We start from the raw sequence: 15,342 nt of genomic DNA, 5'->3' as shown, positions 1-15,342 counted from the left end.
GTGGATCTCCTCGGGGGTTGGTGTGGGGCTGCACCGTGCGGCCCCTCAAACTATTGTCCTGCACGGCGAGTCTGGCTGCCGAATTGCGGTCGCGGGCAGAGCCTCGGGTCCACCTCTTCACATCTCGCGCGCAGCCCGGCTGCGGGTTTATGTTGACCCTCGGAAGCGATGGGTCCTGGCCCTTGACACCCGGGGGCGCCACTCGCCGAAGGTGGTGGTCTGCATGAGCATCTTCCGGACCAAGTCGATCGAGGCCTCGATGGCCGCGGCCGACGAGCCCGACCACCAGTTGAAACGCCGCCTCACCGCGCTCGACCTCGTCGTCTTCGGCGTCGGGGTGGTCATCGGCGCGGGGATCTTCACGGTCACCGGCCGCGCGGCCCATCAGTTCGCCGGGCCGTCAGTGGTCCTGTCGTTCATCATCGCCGCGACCGTCTGTGCCCTCGCCGCGATGTGCTATGCCGAGTTCGCCTCGACCGTGCCGGTGTCCGGCTCGGCCTACACCTTCTCCTACGCCACCCTCGGCGAGGTGGTCGCCTGGATCATCGGCTGGGACCTGCTCCTGGAGATGATGCTGGGGGCGAGCGTCGTGGCCCAGGGCTGGTCGGCATACCTGGAGATCCTGCTCGGCCACCTGGGGGTGAGCATCCCGGCGGGCATCGCGCCCGGCTCCCACTTCGACGCCGGTGCCTTTGTGCTGGTGGCCCTGCTGACGCTGCTGGTGGCCAGGGGCATCAAGGAGTCGCTGCGGGTCAACCTGGTGTTCGTCGCCGTCAAGGTCTTCATCGTCCTGTTCGTGATCGTCGCCGGCATCTCCTTCATCGATCCCGCCAACTGGTCCCCGTTCATCCCGCCGAGCGCTCCCGGTGCCGAGGGATCCAGCGGCATCCACACCCCAGTGCTGCAGCTGATCACCGGCATGACCCCGGCCACCTTCGGGGTGATGGGGATCATGTCCGGAGCAGCGTTGGTCTTCTTCGCCTACATCGGGTTTGACGTGGTGGCCACGACCGCTGAGGAGGCGAAGAACCCGCAGCGGGACCTGCCGATCGGCATTCTGGGATCCCTGGCGATTTGCACCGTGCTCTATGTCGGCGTCTCCCTGGTCATCACCGGGATGCTGCCCTATCCGGAGATCAACCCGCAGGGCGCGCTCGCCGACGCCTTCGAGCAGGTCGGCAAGGGTGGCTATGCCACCTTGATCGCGGCTGGTGCCGTGGCTGGTCTGACGACCGTGGTGATGACGTTGATCATCGGCACGACCCGGGTGAGTTTCGCGATGAGCCGCGACCACCTGCTGCCCCCGGGCCTGGGGGTCACCAGCGAGCGGACGGGCACACCGGTGCGGCTGACCATGATCATGGGTGGGCTCATTGCCTTGGTCGCCTCGCTCACCCCGATCGGCAAGCTGGAGGAGATGGTCAACATCGGCACCCTGTCGGCGTTCGTCCTGGTCTCCCTCGCCGTGCCGATCCTGCGTCGGAAGCGTCCCGAGCTCAAGCGCGGGTTCCGGGTGCCGTTCAGCCCGGGGCTGCCGTGGCTGTCGGCCGCCCTGTGCACCTATCTGATCCTGAACCTGTCCGTGGAGACCTGGATCCGGTTCATCGTCTGGATGGGTGTGGGTTTCCTGATCTACTTCCTCTACGGTCGGCACCACAGCCGGCTGGCCACGGGTCTCCCGGAGGCGGGGATCGAGGGACGGCCGTCGATGCTGGACGTCGACTGAGTCGGCTGTCCGGCGTCCCGATGTCGAGAACGGTGCCGCGGCTCCGTCCCAGGAGTGAAGGTGACCCAGATGAGGTCACCGGGGTTCGTGAAGCACCGCGGACCCCACGGACAAAGGAGACAGCTGATGGCCAAGTACCTGTTGCTCAAGCACTACCGCCGCACCACCGGGCCCACCAACCTGCCCCAGGCGGACATCCTCATGGACCAGTGGTCGGAGCCGGAGATCGCCGACCACATCCAGTTCATGAACGACTTCGCCGACCGGCTCCGCGAGCGAGGGGAGTTTGTCGACGGTCAGGCCCTCGCCCCCGAGGGGGCATGGGTGCGCTATGACGGGGAGGGCAGGCCGCCGGTCACCGACGGTCCGTTCGCCGAGACCAAGGACCTGATCGCCGGGTGGATGATCATCGACGTGGACTCCCAGGAGCGCGCCTACGAGGCGGCCGCCGAGCTGTCCGCAGCGCCGGGCAAGGACGGTGCCCCCCTCCACGAGTGGCTCGAGGTGCGTCCGCTGATGGGCGAGGCGCCGACCGTCACCGAGTGAGGCGAGCACGTGGCACCCGCCGACAGCCCTGGTGAGGACGGCACACCCGACCTGCTGCGGCACCTCGGACCGCAGGTGCTCGGGGTCCTCGTCCGCCGCGGCGCAGAGTTCGCGACGGCCGAGGACGCCGTGCAGGAGGCCGTCATCGAGGCGTTGGCCCACTGGCCGGAGGGTATGCCGAAGGACCCGTTCGCCTGGCTGGTCACCGTCGCCTGGCGCAAGTGTGTCGACGCGCACCGCTCCGAGACCGCCCGGCACCGTCGGGAGCGGGCCGAGCTCGAGGAGCCAGCACCGGGCCCCTCCGAGGAGCGCGACGACACCCTGCAGCTGCTGTTCCTGTGCTGCCACCCGGCACTGACCCCTTCCTCGGCGGTCGCGCTGACCCTGCGGGCCGTGGGTGGGCTGACCACACGGCAGATCGCCGAGGCCTACCTGGTGCCGGAGGCCACGATGGCGCAGCGCATCAGCCGTGCCAAACGCACCGTCGCGGCCGAGGGGCTGTCCGGTCCGGGTGACCTCGGACGGGTGCTGCGGGTGCTCTATCTGATCTTCAACGAGGGCTACAGCGGTGCGGTCGACCTGGCCGCCGAGGCGATCCGGCTCACCCGCGAGCTGGTGGCGCAGGCTGGTGGGCGCCGGCCCGAGCCGGAGATCGCCGGGCTCCTCGCGCTGATGCTGCTGCACCACGCTCGCCGAGCCTCACGCTTCACTGCGGCGGGGACGCTGGTGGCCCTCGCCGAGCAGGACCGGCGGCTGTGGGACACCGACCTGATCGGTGAGGGGATCCACACCCTGCAGGAGGCCTTGGAGCGAGATCGCTTGGGGGAGTTCCAGATCCAGGCAGCCATCGCCGCGCTGCACGCCGACGCACGCAGCGCCGACGAGACCGACTGGGTGCAGATCGTGGAGTGGTATGACGAGCTGGCCGCCCTCAATGACAGTCCCGTCGTCGCCCTCAACCGGGCCGTCGCAGTGGGGCAGGCTGACGGACCCCGCGCGGGACTCCGGGCGCTGGAGCAGGTGCCGGCGTCGGTGCCCCGGCGCACGGCCGCCGAGGCGCACCTGCGGGAGCGGGCGGGAGAGACGTCGACGGCTGCCGAGCTCTATGTCGTCGCCGCACGTGAGGCCAGCAACCTTGCCGAGCGCGACCACCTGGCCCGGCAGGCCGCCCGCCTGCGGGGCCGGTGACTGGCGCGACTGTGCCCTCCGACTGTGCCCTCCGACTGTGCCCTCCGACTGTGCCCGCTCAGCCACTCCCGAGGTCGCGTCGCATCACCAGGCGCGGCATCTTGCTGGCGACCGCATCCGTGACGCCCACCTGGCGGAAGCCGGCGCGCTCAAACATCGCCTTGGTGCCGACGAAGGCCATGGTCAGGTCCATCCGTCCTGGCGGGTCCACGGGATAGGCCTCGATGGCGGGCGCACCCTGCTCCTCGGCATACCGCACGGCGCCGTCGAGCAGGTGCCCGGTGACTCCCTGCCGCCGGTGGCCGCCACGGACCACCACGCAGATGATGCTCCAGACCGGCACGTCGTCGATCGGGTGGTACTTTTTCGAGGCGACCATGAGCGGGATCTCGGTGCGTGGACTGATGCTGCACCAGCCGACCGGCACGCCGTCGCGATAGGTCACCACGCCCGGTGCGTGCTCGCGGCGGGTCAGGCACCTCATCGCCTGCTCGCGCGAGCCGCCACCCAGCTCCTTGATCTCGCGGGCGGGGAGGCGGTGGGACAGGCACCAGCAGTGCGTCTCGCGCCGGTTGGTGTTGACCACCGCGGCGAAGTCGTCGAAGCGGTCCTCGGTCACCGGGTGCGTCTCCCACCTGACAGCGGTGCTGGATGCGTTCATCTGACCAGCCAAGCAGGGACCGGTGACAGTCACCTGGCGGGCAGCCTGACTACTCCTGACCCTGTCTCGGTCCGCGCGCAGGCACGAGTGGGGCCACATCCGTCGCCCGCAGGCCCAGCCACCGCGCCAGGGAGGCGATCTCGGCGTCGACCTCGGCATGCGCGGTGCGGCTCCAGCCGTGGTCGTCGTGCACCGCGTCCACTCGCAGCACCCCGCGCTCATGGTCGGCCGTGGCGTCGACCTTGCCGACCAGCTGGTCGCCGCGCAGGACGGGCAGGGCGAAGTAGCCCCACCGGCGCTGGGCGGCGGGCTTGTACATCTCCAGCTGGTAGTCGAACTCGAACAGGTCCACCATCCGCTTGCGGTCGAACAGCAATCGATCCAGCGGCGACAACAGCACGGTGCGACCCCGGAAGGGTTCACTGAGCCGCGTGAGCTGTGCCGGGTCGACGCGCCACCGGCCGCGGACGCCCTCGATGGCAGCCTCCTCGCCGACCTCACCGACCGAGTTCGGCTCGCCCGGGGTCTCGGTGGTCTTCGCGCGGGCGATCCCCAGCGCAGCCAGGCGACGCTGGCTGCGGACGATCTCGGCCTCCTGCGTGGGAACCGTCGGACCATCTGGATAGATCCGCTCGGCCAGGTCCCACAGGCGGTCTCGCCCCTCCCGTCCGGCGACGGCCACCTCACCGCGGGCCTCCATGATCTCCACGAGCATGCGGACGTTGCGGTTGTTGTTCCACCCGCTGGAGCGCCACGGCCGCACAGTCGTGTCGGGCAGCTCACGGACCGGCAACGGACCGTCGGCCCGCAGGGTCTCGAGGATGTCGAGCCGGCAGCCACGGTTGTCCTGCACCCACTCCGCGACACTTTGGCGATAGGGCCCCACGTCACCCTCGCCGGGCCACTCGGCCATCGCCGCCCGAAAAAGTGCCAGGTCCTCACTCGGCCGCAGATAGCCCTGGAACTCCACCAGGTCCTGGGCCGCCACCGCATCGTCCAGGTCGTCTGGGGCGTATGCCGAGCCCATCCTGCTCCAGAACAGCAGGTCGGCGTGCGGGGCCACCGCAGCGGTCAGGTCGACCTGCACCACGGTGAGCTGCCGAGCCACCACTCGCAGGTCGGTGGGCCGGGGGGCCTCCAGCAGCTGGGCGCGCACGGCGATGCGGCGGGCGTCGCGGCGGGAGAGTTCGTGGACCACGGCCCCCACCGTAGGTCTCATCCCGGACGAGCGGCGACCGGAAAGCCGGGCGGTTCTCACTCTCAGGTATCACCTCGGAACCAGCCGATCGGGTGATGCCTGGTGGCGCCACGGCTTCCTAGGTTTGAGGCATGAGCTCCCAGACGATCACGCGAGACCCACAACTCACCGGTGCATCCGCCCTGGGGGTCCCTTCCCCCGGGCGCACGGTTGCCCGGATGTCCTGGCGGTCGGTGGGCACCGACCTCGCCTATCTGACCGCAGGCTTCTTCCTGTCCGTGGTCAGCTTCGTCCTGCTCCTGACGCTCTTCACCCTCGGTGCGGCGACCGCTGTGGTGTGGGTCGGCCTACCGATCACCGGGTTCATGCTGCTGACCGCGACGGGCTTCGCCCGGGAGAACCGCGAGTTGCTGCGACGCTGGGGTGCGCCGGTGGAGGAGCCGACCTATCGCGGGCGCCGGGTGCTGACGATGCTGCGTGACCCCAAGGCTTGGCTGGAGACGGTGCACGGCATGCTCGTCGCCTTCCCGCTGCGGCTGACCACCTTTGTCGTCTCGGTCACCTGGCTCGCCGGTGCGCTCGGCGGACTGACCTGGTTCCTCTGGGGGCACTTCCTCCCACAGGACGACGACAACGGGCTGGCCTGGCTGCTGGGCACTGTGCTGGACGTGGACATCACCGGCAGCTGGTATCTCTGGGAGTCCCTCACCATGGGGCTGGCCGGCCTGGTCCTGCTGCTCACCGCGCCGCTGGTCACCCGGCTCTGCGTCCGAGCGGACGTCACGGTGGCGCGGGCGCTCCTGGGGCCGCTGGGCTCGCCCCAGGCTGAGGCGGGCCGCTGAGCGCCACCTCGGCGCACCGCTACCCTCGCAGGGATGAGCACCCCGGCCGGACGGCATACCAGGACCTGCCCCTGCGGGAGCGGAGCCGCCTTCGCGCGCTGTTGCGGTCCGTATGTCGGTGACGGGCTGCCCGCCCCGACGGCCGAGGCGCTGATGCGCTCGCGCTACACGGCCTATGCGCTCGGCGTGGACGACCACATCTTCCGGACCTGGCACCCGCGCACCCGCCCCGCCGACACCGCGCCCGATCCCTCGCTGCGCTGGGACTCGCTGGAGGTGCTGGAGGTCAGCGGCGGTGGGGAGGAGGACGCGGAGGGGTTCGTGACCTATCGCGCCCGCTGGTCGACGCCCGCGCCGGACCACCAGCGCGGCGAGCTCCGCGAGCGCAGCCAGTTTGTGCGTCGCGCCAACCGGTGGGTCTACCTCGGCCCCGACCCCCAATTTTAGTAGTGGTTTCGTAGGCCAACCACGTCTTTTCGTAGTGGTTTCGTGCCTCAGGGCCTCAGCCCAACCGGCTGCGAATCACCTCGTAGGCGGCCGTGGTCGCAGTCGACAGGGTCGGCTCGAGGACCGGCGCGAAGAACGGCGAGTGGTTGGAGGGGGTCGGCTCGGGCAGGTCGATGACATCCTGCGGCAGCCCGCCGAAGAACCAGTAGACGCCCGGGACACCGATCGCCTCCGGCAGGGCGCCGAAGTCCTCACTGCCCATCTGCGGCACCCGCGGACTGACCCGGTCGGCGCCCAGTGCGGCGACCAGCACCTCGGTGACCGCGGCGCTCGTCTCCTCGTCATTGTGGACCAGGGGGAAGGTGTAGAGCTCGCGCACCTCCGGCTCCGGCGCGCCCGAGGCAGCGGCCTCGGCCGAGACGATGCGTCGGATCCCGGCCAGCACCTGCTGGCGAACCCGCTCATCCAGCGTGCGCACGTTGATGGTGAAGACCGCCTCGGCCGGGATGATGTTCTCCTTCATCCCGGCGTGGATCGTGGCGACCGTCAGCACCGCGGCGTCCTGGGCGGCGAGCTCACGGGAGACCAGGCTCTGCAGCCGGACGATCATGTGGGCGGCCAGGACCACCGGGTCGATGGTGCTCTCCGGACGTGAGCCGTGCCCGCCCCGGCCGTGCACCACGACCTCGAGGGAGTCGGCCATCGCGAGCGCCGGGCCGGTCGAGAGGTTGACCGTGCCGGCCAGGTCGGCGGAGAGGTGCTGGGCAAACATCACCTCGGGCCGCGGCACCTTGTCCCACAAACCGTCCTCCAGCATCGCCACCGCTCCGGCGGCCGTCTCCTCCCCGGGCTGGAAGACCAGGACCACGGTGCCCGACCACGACTCCCGGCTCTGCTGGAGCAGGGTCGCGGCCCCGATCGCCGCGGTCATGTGGGTGTCGTGGCCGCAGGCGTGCATCACCGGCACGTCGGTGCCGTCGGGCAGCGTCCCACGGTCCGTGGAGGCGTAATCCAGCCCCGTCGCCTCGGCGACCGGCAGCCCGTCGGTGTCGGCGCGGAAACCGATGACCGGTCCTTCACCGTTGGTCAGCACGGCGACGACGCCGGTGCCCCCGATGCGGGTCGTCTCATAGCCGAGCGCGCCCATGCGCTCCTCGATGAGTTCGGCGGTCGCCGACTCCTGCATCGACAGCTCGGGGTGTGCGTGCAGGTGGCGATAGAGGTCGTGCAGGTCTGTGGTCAGGTCCTCCGGCAGCGTGGTCACGCCTGTCATCATCCCAAGGTCAGGCTCCCGGACAACCGGGGGCGGCGTGGAATGCTGCGGCGCCGCTCGCCGTTGCCGCTGACATGAGGACTCCACTCAAGGTTGACATCTGGTCCGACATCGCCTGCCCCTGGTGCTACATCGGTAAGCGCAAGTTTGAGCGTGCCGTCGAGGAGTTCCGTGTCGACGGGCGCGACGTCGAGGTGGAGTACCACTCCTTCGAACTCAGCCCCGACACCCCGCCCGAGTTCGAGGGCAGCACCACCGAGTACCTCGCCGAGCGCAAGGGCATGCCCGTCGAGCAGGTCGAGCAGATGCTCCAGCGGGTCACCGAGATCGCCGGTGCGGTGGGTCTGGACTACGACTTCGACAAGGTCGTGCACGTCAACACCCTGCCGGCCCATCAGGTGCTGCACCTGGCCAAGGCCCGGGGGCTCCAGTCCGAGGTCAAGGAGCGCCTGCTCAAGGCCTACTTCGAGGAGGGACGCAACCTCTCCCGCCCCGAGGAGCTCGCGGATCTCGCGGCCGAGGCCGGGCTGGACCGTGCCGAGGTGCTCGCCGCGCTGGAGTCACAGGAGTTCCTCGCCGACGTCCGTGCCGACATGAAGCAGGCGCGCGCCTACGGCATCAGCGGGGTCCCGTTCTTCGTGGTCGACGCCAAGTATGGGATCTCCGGAGCCCAGGAGAGCCAGACCTTCGTCCAGGCGCTGACTCAGGCCTGGGACGAGCGGACCGCGTCATGACCTCCCCTCGCGCGCCGAAGACCGCTACCACGTCGGAAGTCTCCCCACCGAGAGCGTCGGGTGGCGCTGATCTGACCCCACCGACCGCGTCGTATGGCGGACTGCCCGGCTCCCCGTCTGCCTCACCTGCTGACGGTGCGAACGTGGGCGGGTTGGTGGCGTTCGGCTCGTCCGACGCCGCCGTGTGCGAGGACGGCTACTGCTGGGTGCCGGACTCCTCGTCCACCTGAGGCAGCACCACCCCCGGATCGACCCTGTCCAACTCCAGTCTTGACGGGTTCGACGTTCCGTGCTGCAATATATTGCATGCCGGTCCCTGCAACGTCTGCCTCTGTCGCTCGCAATCTGCTGCGTGACGACGTCTACGGCCGGTTGCGCGACGCCATTGTCGACGGCACGTTCGAGCCCGGGGAGAAACTGCGCGACCTTGAACTGGCCACCTGGCTCGGTGTGAGCCGCACGCCGGTGCGTGAGGCGCTGCTGCGGCTGCAGCAGGCAGGTCTGGTAGTGGCACGTCCGGGACGCTCGACCGAGGTGGCCGGGCTGGACGCCAGAGCCGTGCGCGACGCACAGTCGGTCGTGGCAGCCATGCACCAGGTCGCCGTCCGCGAGGCCGTCGGCCGCCTCACCGCTGCGGACCTGACCCAGATGCGAGACGCCAACGCACGCTTTGCCGACGCGCTGTCGCGCGGGGAGGTGGATGCTGCGCTTGCGGCCGACGACGAGTTCCACCACGTGCCTGTCCGGGCGGCCGCCAACCGGGCCGTGATGACCGTCCTGGAGCAGTTCACCCCCACGCTGCGTCGTGTCGAGCGGCTGCGCTTCGGCTCGCTCGCAGGTCGGGGGTCCGTGAGCCTGCACGAGCAGATGGTCCAGCACTGCGAGCGGGGGGACGCCGAAGCCGCCGCGTCCGTGTCCCACCAGACGTGGTGCGCCCTCGAGCCCCTCCTGGACGCCCTCGAGACCGACTCCCCAGCCACGCCCAACCACCGTCCTGGGAGCTGACGACTCAGCACGCCCAGGGCTCCCCGCCCCACCCCGCCCCATTCCACGCGTCACCTGCGCCACGCCCCACGGAGGAACCCATGTCACTGCAGGACTTCGAGCGTTATCCCCTGACCTTCGGCCCCAGCCCGATCCACCCGCTCGACCGGCTCAGCACGCACCTCGGTGGGGCGCGCATCTGGGCCAAGCGGGAGGACGTCAACAGTGGTCTCGCCTTCGGCGGCAACAAGACCCGCAAGCTGGAGTACATCGTGCCGGACATCCTTGCGCAGGGGGCTGACACGATCGTCTCTATCGGTGGTTACCAGTCCAACCACACGCGTCAGGTCGCCGCGCTGGCCGCCCACCTGGGCCTGAAGGCCGTCCTGGTGCAGGAGAAGTGGGTCGACTGGCCGGACAGCGTCAACGACAGGGTCGGCAATATCCTGCTCTCGCGCATCATGGGCGCCGAGGTGCGGCTGGATCCGGCCGGCTTCGGCATCGGCTTCAAGGACAGCTGGAACCAGGCGCTGGAGGATGTGCGCTCGGCAGGTGGGCGGCCCTACGGCATCCCCGCAGGGGCCTCCGACCACCCGCTCGGCGGACTGGGCTTTGCCAACTGGGCGCAGGAGGTCGCCCAGCAGGAGCAGGAGCTGGGGGTCTTCTTCGACACCATCGTGGTGTGCACGGTGACCGGCTCGACCCATGCCGGGATGATCGCCGGGTTCGCCGGCCAGGACCGGCTCCGTCGGGTGATCGGCATCGATGCCTCCGCAACCCTCGCCGCCACGCGCGAGCAGGTGGCGCGGATCGCCCGCAGCACTGCTGAACTGATCGGGCTGGGTCGCGATCTGCGCGAGGACGAGATCACCGTCCTGGAGGGCTGGGCGGGTGACGTCTACGGCATACCGGTCCAGTCCACCCTGGACGCGATCCGCCTCACCGGGTCCCTCGAGGGTGTGATCATCGACCCCGTCTATGAGGGGAAGTCGATGGCCGGTCTGATCGACCTGGTGACCCAGGGTGAGATCGGCAAGGACTCCCACGTCCTGTACGCGCACCTCGGTGGTCAGCCGGCCCTCAACGCCTACAGCGCCCTGTTCACCACCTGATCCGCTCTGGCGGGCCGGGCTTCCCCTACAGTGACCCGCATGCCGAGCAGCGCTCTCCCGTCTCCTCACGGTCGGCCGTGGTCGGTCCGGGTGCGGGTGATCACCCTGGTGGTGACGATGCTGACGATCGGCCTGATGCTGGCGGGCCTGGTCGCTTTCACGGTGCAGTTCAGCGAGCTCAACCAGCGCCTCGACAGCGAGCTGGCACAGGAGATCACCGAGGTTCGGGAGCTCGCCAGCAACGGACCGCCCGACACGAACGCGCCCTACCAGGACCTGGACCAGCTGTTCAACGACTACCTGTCGGTCTCCCTGCCCAACGAGTATGAGTCGATGGTGACGCTCATCGACGGCGAGGTGGCGTTCATCCCGGGAGGGGAGATCGCCTTCAGCCTCAACGACGAGCGGGTGGTCGCCGAGGCGCAGGCCAGGAAGGTGCCGGGCCGCGCCCTGACCTTCGACTTCGCGCTGGACGATCGCGACCTGCGGATGGTCGTCTCCGACGTTGCACTGCCCGGCGAGACCCGCGAGGGCACCCTCATCGTGGCGATCGACGCCGGCGTGCAACGGCGGGCGATCTGGCAGCAGGTGGGCACCTATGCCCTGATCGCCCTCGGGGTGATCCTGGTGACCGGCGCGACCGGCTATGTGGTCGCCGGACGGTTGCTCCGTCCGCTGACCGACCTCGCCCGGGCGGCCTCCAGCGTGGACACGGAGGGACTCACCCAACGGGTCAAGGTCACCTCGGTCGACAATGACGTCGCCCAGCTGGCCGTGACCTTCAACCAGATGCTCGACCGGCTCGAACAGGGGGTGGCCGACCAGCGGCAGTTCCTCGATGACGCGGCGCACGAGCTGCGGACACCGCTGACGATCATCCGGGGCAACCTGGAGATCATGGAGGTCGGCGACGCCGAGGACGTGGACCAGACCCGCGAGCTGGTGCTGGACGAGCTGGACCGGATGAAGCGCCTTGTCGACGACCTGCTCCTGCTGGCGAAGTCCCAACGGCCTGACTTTGTGCGGCTCTCCCCGGTGGACATTCAGCAACTCGGCCGTGAGATCCAGGACAAGGTGCACCTGCTCGGTGACCACGAGTGGCAGACCACCATCGACGCCACCGGCACGGTCCTGGGTGACCGTCAACGCCTGCAGCAGGCCGCGATCCAGCTGGCTGCCAATGCCGAGAAGTTCTCCGAGGCGGCGGCCCGGATCGAGGTGCGGCTCGGTTGGTCACCCCCGACGAGCGAGGTGGCCCACAAGGCGGCCGCCCAGGCTCAGCGCTATCTGGTGATCTCGGTCCGCGACCACGGGACCGGCATCGCCCCCGAAGAAGCAGAGCGCATCTTCGAGCGGTTCGGTCGCAGCGAGAAGCACCGCTCCGTCGACGGGTCCGGACTGGGTCTGCCCATCGTCGTGGCGATCGCCGAGGCCCACCGAGGCACGGTGACGCTCGACACCATGCTCGGGGCCGGGAGCACCTTCCGGATCTGGATTCCGGAGGAGATGTGATGCTTGGCCCATGGCAAACATCCTGATCGCCGAGGACGAGGAGCGGATCGCGCTCTTCGTCGCCAAGGGGCTGCGGTCGGCGGGCTACGAGACGCACGTGGTCGGCGACGGAGTCAGCGCGCTCGAACACGCCTCCAGCGGGGACTACGACCTGCTTGTCCTCGACGTCGGCATGCCCAAGATGGACGGGTTCACGGTGCTCAAGGTGCTGCGGACCCTGGAGCACGACATCCCGATCATCATGGTGACCGCCCGCGACGCCGTGGACGACACGGTCGCCGGACTGGAGGGGGGTGCCGACGACTACCTGACCAAGCCGTTCAAGTTCGAGGAGCTGCTGGCACGGGTGCGGACCCGGCTGCGGCCCCGGCCGGGAGTGCAGGAGTCCACCGTCCTCAGCCACGGAGGTCTCTCCCTGGACCTGACGACCCGGGTCGCGACGGTCGACGGCGCTGCCGTCGAGCTCTCCCCCCGGGAGTTCGCCATGGCCCGCGAGTTCCTGGAGCACCCCGGGCAGGTCCTCTCCCGTGAGCAGCTCCTGTCCCGGGTGTGGGGATACGACTTCGACGGTGCCTCCAATGTCGTCGACGTCTACATCCGCTACCTGCGCAACAAGCTCGGCGCCGAGCGCTTTGGCACCGTCCGCGGCGTGGGATACCGGCTCATCGACGGCTGACGCGGCGCGGCACGCCGCAGATGAGAGTTCTCTCATGGGCATCTCATCCGCATCAAAGACTTCGGCGGGAGACTTGGGCCATGAAGTTGCTCGCATCTTTCCTCTCCCTCACCCTCGTCGCGGCGCTGAGCGCGTGGCTCTGGTTCAGCCAGGGCTCGAACGACCTCGAGGCTGCGGGAGTCGACCTGGCCGCCGCCACCAGCACGCAGCCAGGCAGCACCGGCGGTGGAGCGTTGGAGGCGGGCAGCCTCGAGGCCCAGGTGCAGGATGTGCCGGGCCTGACCAGCGAGCACGCCGCCGCGTTCGTCGGCCTGCAGGCCGTCTTCGACGTGTGGCAGAACCAGCCACGGTCAGTGCTCTCCGACTCGGACCAGCTGGCCGGGGCTGTCCAGGACGCCCGCAGCAAGGCCGAGACCGAGGTGGCCGCGGTCCAGGAGGCCGCTGCCCAGCAGGCGGCCGAGGAGGCTGCCGCGGAGCAGGCCCGTCAGGAGGCCGCCGCCGCCGAGGAGAGGGCCCGTCAGGAGGCCGCGGCCAAGCCCGCCCCCGCGCCGCAGCCGCCCGCGCCGCAACAGCCCGCCCCGCAGCCGCCGAGGCAGGTCTCCCCGCCCCCGGTCGCCCCGGGCAACGACTGCGAGTGGGATGACGACGAGTGGGACTGCGACGACGATGACGACGACGATGACGACGATGACGACCGGTAGTCACCACCCTGTCTGTCAGCGACGCGACGACGCGCAGGAATAGCTCGGGCACCCCGCGGCTTGACCTGACACGGGCTGGACAGGGAGGTCCGCGCCCGTCGCACCACCTCCCGACTCATCCCGCCACCGGAGCAGCCCGTATGACGACCCTCCACCCTGCCCGACCGGCCACCTCCGGCGTGGGCCCGCTGACCCAGGCCCAGCACGCAGAGGCGCTCCCCGGTCATCCGCCGTCAGTCGGTGGCCCCCGGTTGGCCCTGATCACCACCGCCCTGGTCGTCGGTGGCTTCGCCATCGGCACCACGGAGTTCGTGACGATGGGTCTGCTCCCGCAGATCGCCGATGGCCTCGGGGTCTCCATCCCGACCGCCGGACACACGATCTCCGCCTACGCCATCGGCGTCGTGGTGGGTGCGCCCCTGGTGGCCTTCTTCGGGGCCCGGCTGCCGCGCCGCGGTCTGGCTCTGGGCCTGATGCTCCTCTTCGCCGCCGGCAACGTCGCGAGCTCGATCGCCACCAGCTATGAGGCCTTGGTCCTGGCCCGCTTCCTGGCAGGCCTGCCGCACGGTGCCTTCTTCGGTGCCTCGGCACTCATCGTCGCCGCCTGCGCCCCGGCGCACCTGAAGGGCCGGGCAGTCAGCCGCGTGATGCTCGGCATCCCCATCGCCAACATGATCGGTGTCCCGGTCGCGACCTGGCTCGGTCAGCAACTGGGCTGGCGGTCGGCATACTGGCTGGTCGCGGGGCTCGCGGTGCTCACCATCGCCCTCGTGGCCCGGTGGGTCCCGGCGGCGCCGGGCAACCCGGAGGCGAGCGGTCGCAAGGAGCTCGCGGCCCTGTGCAACCCGCAGCTGTGGCTGACCCTGGCCATCGCCTCGGTCGGCTTCGGCGGCATGTTTGCGATGTATTCCTACATCGCCCCCACGGTGACCGAGGTGACCGGGCTCGGGGAGGCGGCGATCCCGTGGTTCCTGCTCGCCTACGGTCTCGGTGGCGTCTTCGGCAGCCTGATCGGTGGCCGACTGGCTGACTGGTCCGTGCTGCGCGGCCTGGTGCTGAGCCTGGTCGGGGTGGGAGCGGTGCTGGCCACCTTCACCCTCACCTCCCAATGGGCGATCCCCGCCCTGGTCAACCTCTTCCTGGTCTCGGTGATGGCCACCGCCCTGGTCGTCGTGCTGCAGCTGCGCTTCATGCAGGTCGCCGGTGACGCTGAGACTCTGGGCGCGGCCAGCAACCACGCCGCCCTCAACATCGCCAACGCCCTGGGCGCCTGGCTCGGTGGCCTGGTGATCGCCGCCGGCTGGGGCTATCCGGCGGCCAGCTGGGTCGGGGTGGTCCTCTCCCTCGGCGGCCTGGTCTTCCTGGGCGCCTCACTGCTCCTGCACCGTGGCACCACCCGTGCGGCCCGCTCTGTCAGGATGGCGCCATGATCGTTGCCATCAGCATCAGCCCCTCCGGCGGGGACGAGACCGGCGGTGTCAGCGAGTCTGTCGCCCGCGCCGTCCAGGTGATCCGCGCGTCCGGACTGCCCTGCGAGACCAACGCGATGTTCACCAACATCGAGGGCGAGTGGGACGAGGTGATGGCGGTGGTCAAGCAGGCGGTCGATGTCGTCGCCGCCGAGTCCCCCCGCGTGGGACTGGTCCTCAAGGCCGACATCCGGGCGGGCCACACCGGTCAGCTCACCGCCAAGGTCGAGCGGGTCGAGGCACACCTGGCTCAGCAGGACTGAGCCGGGCTCG

General features: G+C 69.8%; 16 protein-coding genes. 13 read left to right on the top strand and 3 right to left on the bottom strand.

Annotated elements, in window-relative coordinates; all coding sequences use genetic code 11:
- The first annotated feature begins 223 nt into the window (after positions 1–223).
- The 3 genes from FNH13_RS00635 to FNH13_RS00625 all read left to right on the top strand — a co-directional run bounded on the left by FNH13_RS00635 (position 224) and on the right by FNH13_RS00625 (position 3,460).
- Positions 224–1,726 carry an amino acid permease gene (locus FNH13_RS00635; RefSeq protein ID WP_143781670.1) on the top strand — a complete coding sequence of 501 codons (1,503 nt, stop codon included), beginning with the start codon at positions 224–226 and terminating at the stop codon, positions 1,724–1,726.
- A 126-nt stretch (positions 1,727–1,852) separates the two neighbouring features.
- Positions 1,853–2,272 (top strand): YciI family protein, encoded by a 420-nt coding sequence (locus FNH13_RS00630; protein ID WP_143781669.1) that lies wholly within the window; start codon positions 1,853–1,855, stop codon positions 2,270–2,272.
- A gap of 9 nt (positions 2,273–2,281) precedes the next feature.
- Positions 2,282–3,460 carry an RNA polymerase sigma factor gene (locus FNH13_RS00625; RefSeq protein ID WP_143781668.1) on the top strand — a complete coding sequence of 393 codons (1,179 nt, stop codon included), beginning with the start codon at positions 2,282–2,284 and terminating at the stop codon, positions 3,458–3,460.
- 58 nt (positions 3,461–3,518) lie between these two features.
- Here the strand turns inward: FNH13_RS00625 and FNH13_RS00620 are convergent, their stop codons facing one another.
- Positions 3,519–4,121, bottom strand: a complete 603-nt coding sequence (locus tag FNH13_RS00620; protein WP_143781667.1) for a GNAT family N-acetyltransferase — start codon at positions 4,119–4,121, stop codon at positions 3,519–3,521.
- A gap of 49 nt (positions 4,122–4,170) precedes the next feature.
- The gene (locus tag FNH13_RS00615; RefSeq protein WP_228266512.1) at positions 4,171–5,319 is read right to left on the bottom strand and encodes a DNA glycosylase AlkZ-like family protein; all 1,149 of its coding nucleotides are present in this window, start codon (positions 5,317–5,319) and stop codon (positions 4,171–4,173) included.
- A gap of 131 nt (positions 5,320–5,450) precedes the next feature.
- On the opposite strand from FNH13_RS00615, the gene FNH13_RS00610 reads away from it, so the two are divergent.
- Positions 5,451–6,161 carry a sensor domain-containing protein gene (locus FNH13_RS00610; RefSeq protein WP_143781665.1) on the top strand — a complete coding sequence of 237 codons (711 nt, stop codon included), beginning with the start codon at positions 5,451–5,453 and terminating at the stop codon, positions 6,159–6,161.
- Positions 6,162–6,194: 33 nt separating this feature from the next.
- Positions 6,195–6,608 (top strand): YchJ family protein, encoded by a 414-nt coding sequence (locus FNH13_RS00605; RefSeq protein WP_143781664.1) that lies wholly within the window; start codon positions 6,195–6,197, stop codon positions 6,606–6,608.
- A 55-nt stretch (positions 6,609–6,663) separates the two neighbouring features.
- Here FNH13_RS00605 and FNH13_RS00600 read toward each other — a convergent pair whose 3' ends face one another.
- Positions 6,664–7,881: an amidohydrolase gene (locus FNH13_RS00600; RefSeq protein ID WP_228266511.1), complete on the bottom strand. Its 1,218-nt coding sequence runs from the start codon at positions 7,879–7,881 to the stop codon at positions 6,664–6,666.
- Between the two features lie 74 nt (positions 7,882–7,955).
- Here FNH13_RS00600 and FNH13_RS00595 point away from each other — a divergent pair, with 74 nt between their 5' ends.
- From FNH13_RS00595 to FNH13_RS00560, 8 genes are all read left to right on the top strand, one after another.
- Entirely contained in the window at positions 7,956–8,615 is a 660-nt protein-coding gene (locus tag FNH13_RS00595) for a DsbA family oxidoreductase (protein WP_143781662.1), read from the top strand.
- Positions 8,616–8,921: 306 nt separating this feature from the next.
- On the top strand, positions 8,922–9,620 hold the full coding sequence (locus FNH13_RS00590; protein ID WP_143781661.1) for a GntR family transcriptional regulator: 699 nt from the start codon (positions 8,922–8,924) through the stop codon (positions 9,618–9,620).
- 80 nt (positions 9,621–9,700) lie between these two features.
- On the top strand, positions 9,701–10,711 hold the full coding sequence (locus tag FNH13_RS00585; RefSeq protein WP_143781660.1) for a 1-aminocyclopropane-1-carboxylate deaminase: 1,011 nt from the start codon (positions 9,701–9,703) through the stop codon (positions 10,709–10,711).
- Between the two features lie 39 nt (positions 10,712–10,750).
- Entirely contained in the window at positions 10,751–12,223 is a 1,473-nt protein-coding gene (locus FNH13_RS00580; RefSeq protein ID WP_143781659.1) for a sensor histidine kinase, read from the top strand.
- Between the two features lie 10 nt (positions 12,224–12,233).
- Positions 12,234–12,899, top strand: a complete 666-nt coding sequence (locus FNH13_RS00575; protein WP_143781658.1) for a response regulator transcription factor — start codon at positions 12,234–12,236, stop codon at positions 12,897–12,899.
- A gap of 80 nt (positions 12,900–12,979) precedes the next feature.
- Complete coding sequence (locus FNH13_RS00570) at positions 12,980–13,600, top strand: hypothetical protein (protein ID WP_143781657.1); 621 nt, start codon at positions 12,980–12,982, stop codon at positions 13,598–13,600.
- A 140-nt stretch (positions 13,601–13,740) separates the two neighbouring features.
- Positions 13,741–15,030, top strand: a complete 1,290-nt coding sequence (locus FNH13_RS00565) for an MFS transporter (RefSeq protein ID WP_143781656.1) — start codon at positions 13,741–13,743, stop codon at positions 15,028–15,030.
- Positions 15,027–15,332: an MTH1187 family thiamine-binding protein gene (locus tag FNH13_RS00560; protein ID WP_143781655.1), complete on the top strand. Its 306-nt coding sequence runs from the start codon at positions 15,027–15,029 to the stop codon at positions 15,330–15,332. The genes FNH13_RS00565 and FNH13_RS00560 overlap by 4 nt, the downstream gene beginning before the upstream one ends.
- The last annotated feature ends 10 nt before the right edge of the window (positions 15,333–15,342 follow it).

Source organism: Ornithinimicrobium ciconiae (assembly GCF_007197575.1).
GTDB lineage: Bacteria > Actinomycetota > Actinomycetes > Actinomycetales > Dermatophilaceae > Ornithinicoccus > Ornithinicoccus ciconiae.
Note: the sequence above shows the minus strand (reverse complement) of the source record. Positions and strands in the feature narration are given on the sequence as shown.

Coding starts and splice junctions, on each gene's coding strand:
- FNH13_RS00635 (WP_143781670.1), top strand. CDS start 224: ATGAGCATCTTCCGGACCAAGTCGATCGAGGCCTCGATGGCCGCGGCC.
- FNH13_RS00630 (WP_143781669.1), top strand. CDS start 1,853: ATGGCCAAGTACCTGTTGCTCAAGCACTACCGCCGCACCACCGGGCCC.
- FNH13_RS00620 (WP_143781667.1), bottom strand. CDS start 4,121: ATGAACGCATCCAGCACCGCTGTCAGGTGGGAGACGCACCCGGTGACC.
- FNH13_RS00610 (WP_143781665.1), top strand. CDS start 5,451: ATGAGCTCCCAGACGATCACGCGAGACCCACAACTCACCGGTGCATCC.
- FNH13_RS00605 (WP_143781664.1), top strand. CDS start 6,195: ATGAGCACCCCGGCCGGACGGCATACCAGGACCTGCCCCTGCGGGAGC.
- FNH13_RS00600 (WP_228266511.1), bottom strand. CDS start 7,881: ATGACAGGCGTGACCACGCTGCCGGAGGACCTGACCACAGACCTGCAC.
- FNH13_RS00595 (WP_143781662.1), top strand. CDS start 7,956: ATGAGGACTCCACTCAAGGTTGACATCTGGTCCGACATCGCCTGCCCC.
- FNH13_RS00590 (WP_143781661.1), top strand. CDS start 8,922: ATGCCGGTCCCTGCAACGTCTGCCTCTGTCGCTCGCAATCTGCTGCGT.
- FNH13_RS00585 (WP_143781660.1), top strand. CDS start 9,701: ATGTCACTGCAGGACTTCGAGCGTTATCCCCTGACCTTCGGCCCCAGC.
- FNH13_RS00580 (WP_143781659.1), top strand. CDS start 10,751: ATGCCGAGCAGCGCTCTCCCGTCTCCTCACGGTCGGCCGTGGTCGGTC.
- FNH13_RS00575 (WP_143781658.1), top strand. CDS start 12,234: ATGGCAAACATCCTGATCGCCGAGGACGAGGAGCGGATCGCGCTCTTC.
- FNH13_RS00570 (WP_143781657.1), top strand. CDS start 12,980: ATGAAGTTGCTCGCATCTTTCCTCTCCCTCACCCTCGTCGCGGCGCTG.
- FNH13_RS00565 (WP_143781656.1), top strand. CDS start 13,741: ATGACGACCCTCCACCCTGCCCGACCGGCCACCTCCGGCGTGGGCCCG.
- FNH13_RS00560 (WP_143781655.1), top strand. CDS start 15,027: ATGATCGTTGCCATCAGCATCAGCCCCTCCGGCGGGGACGAGACCGGC.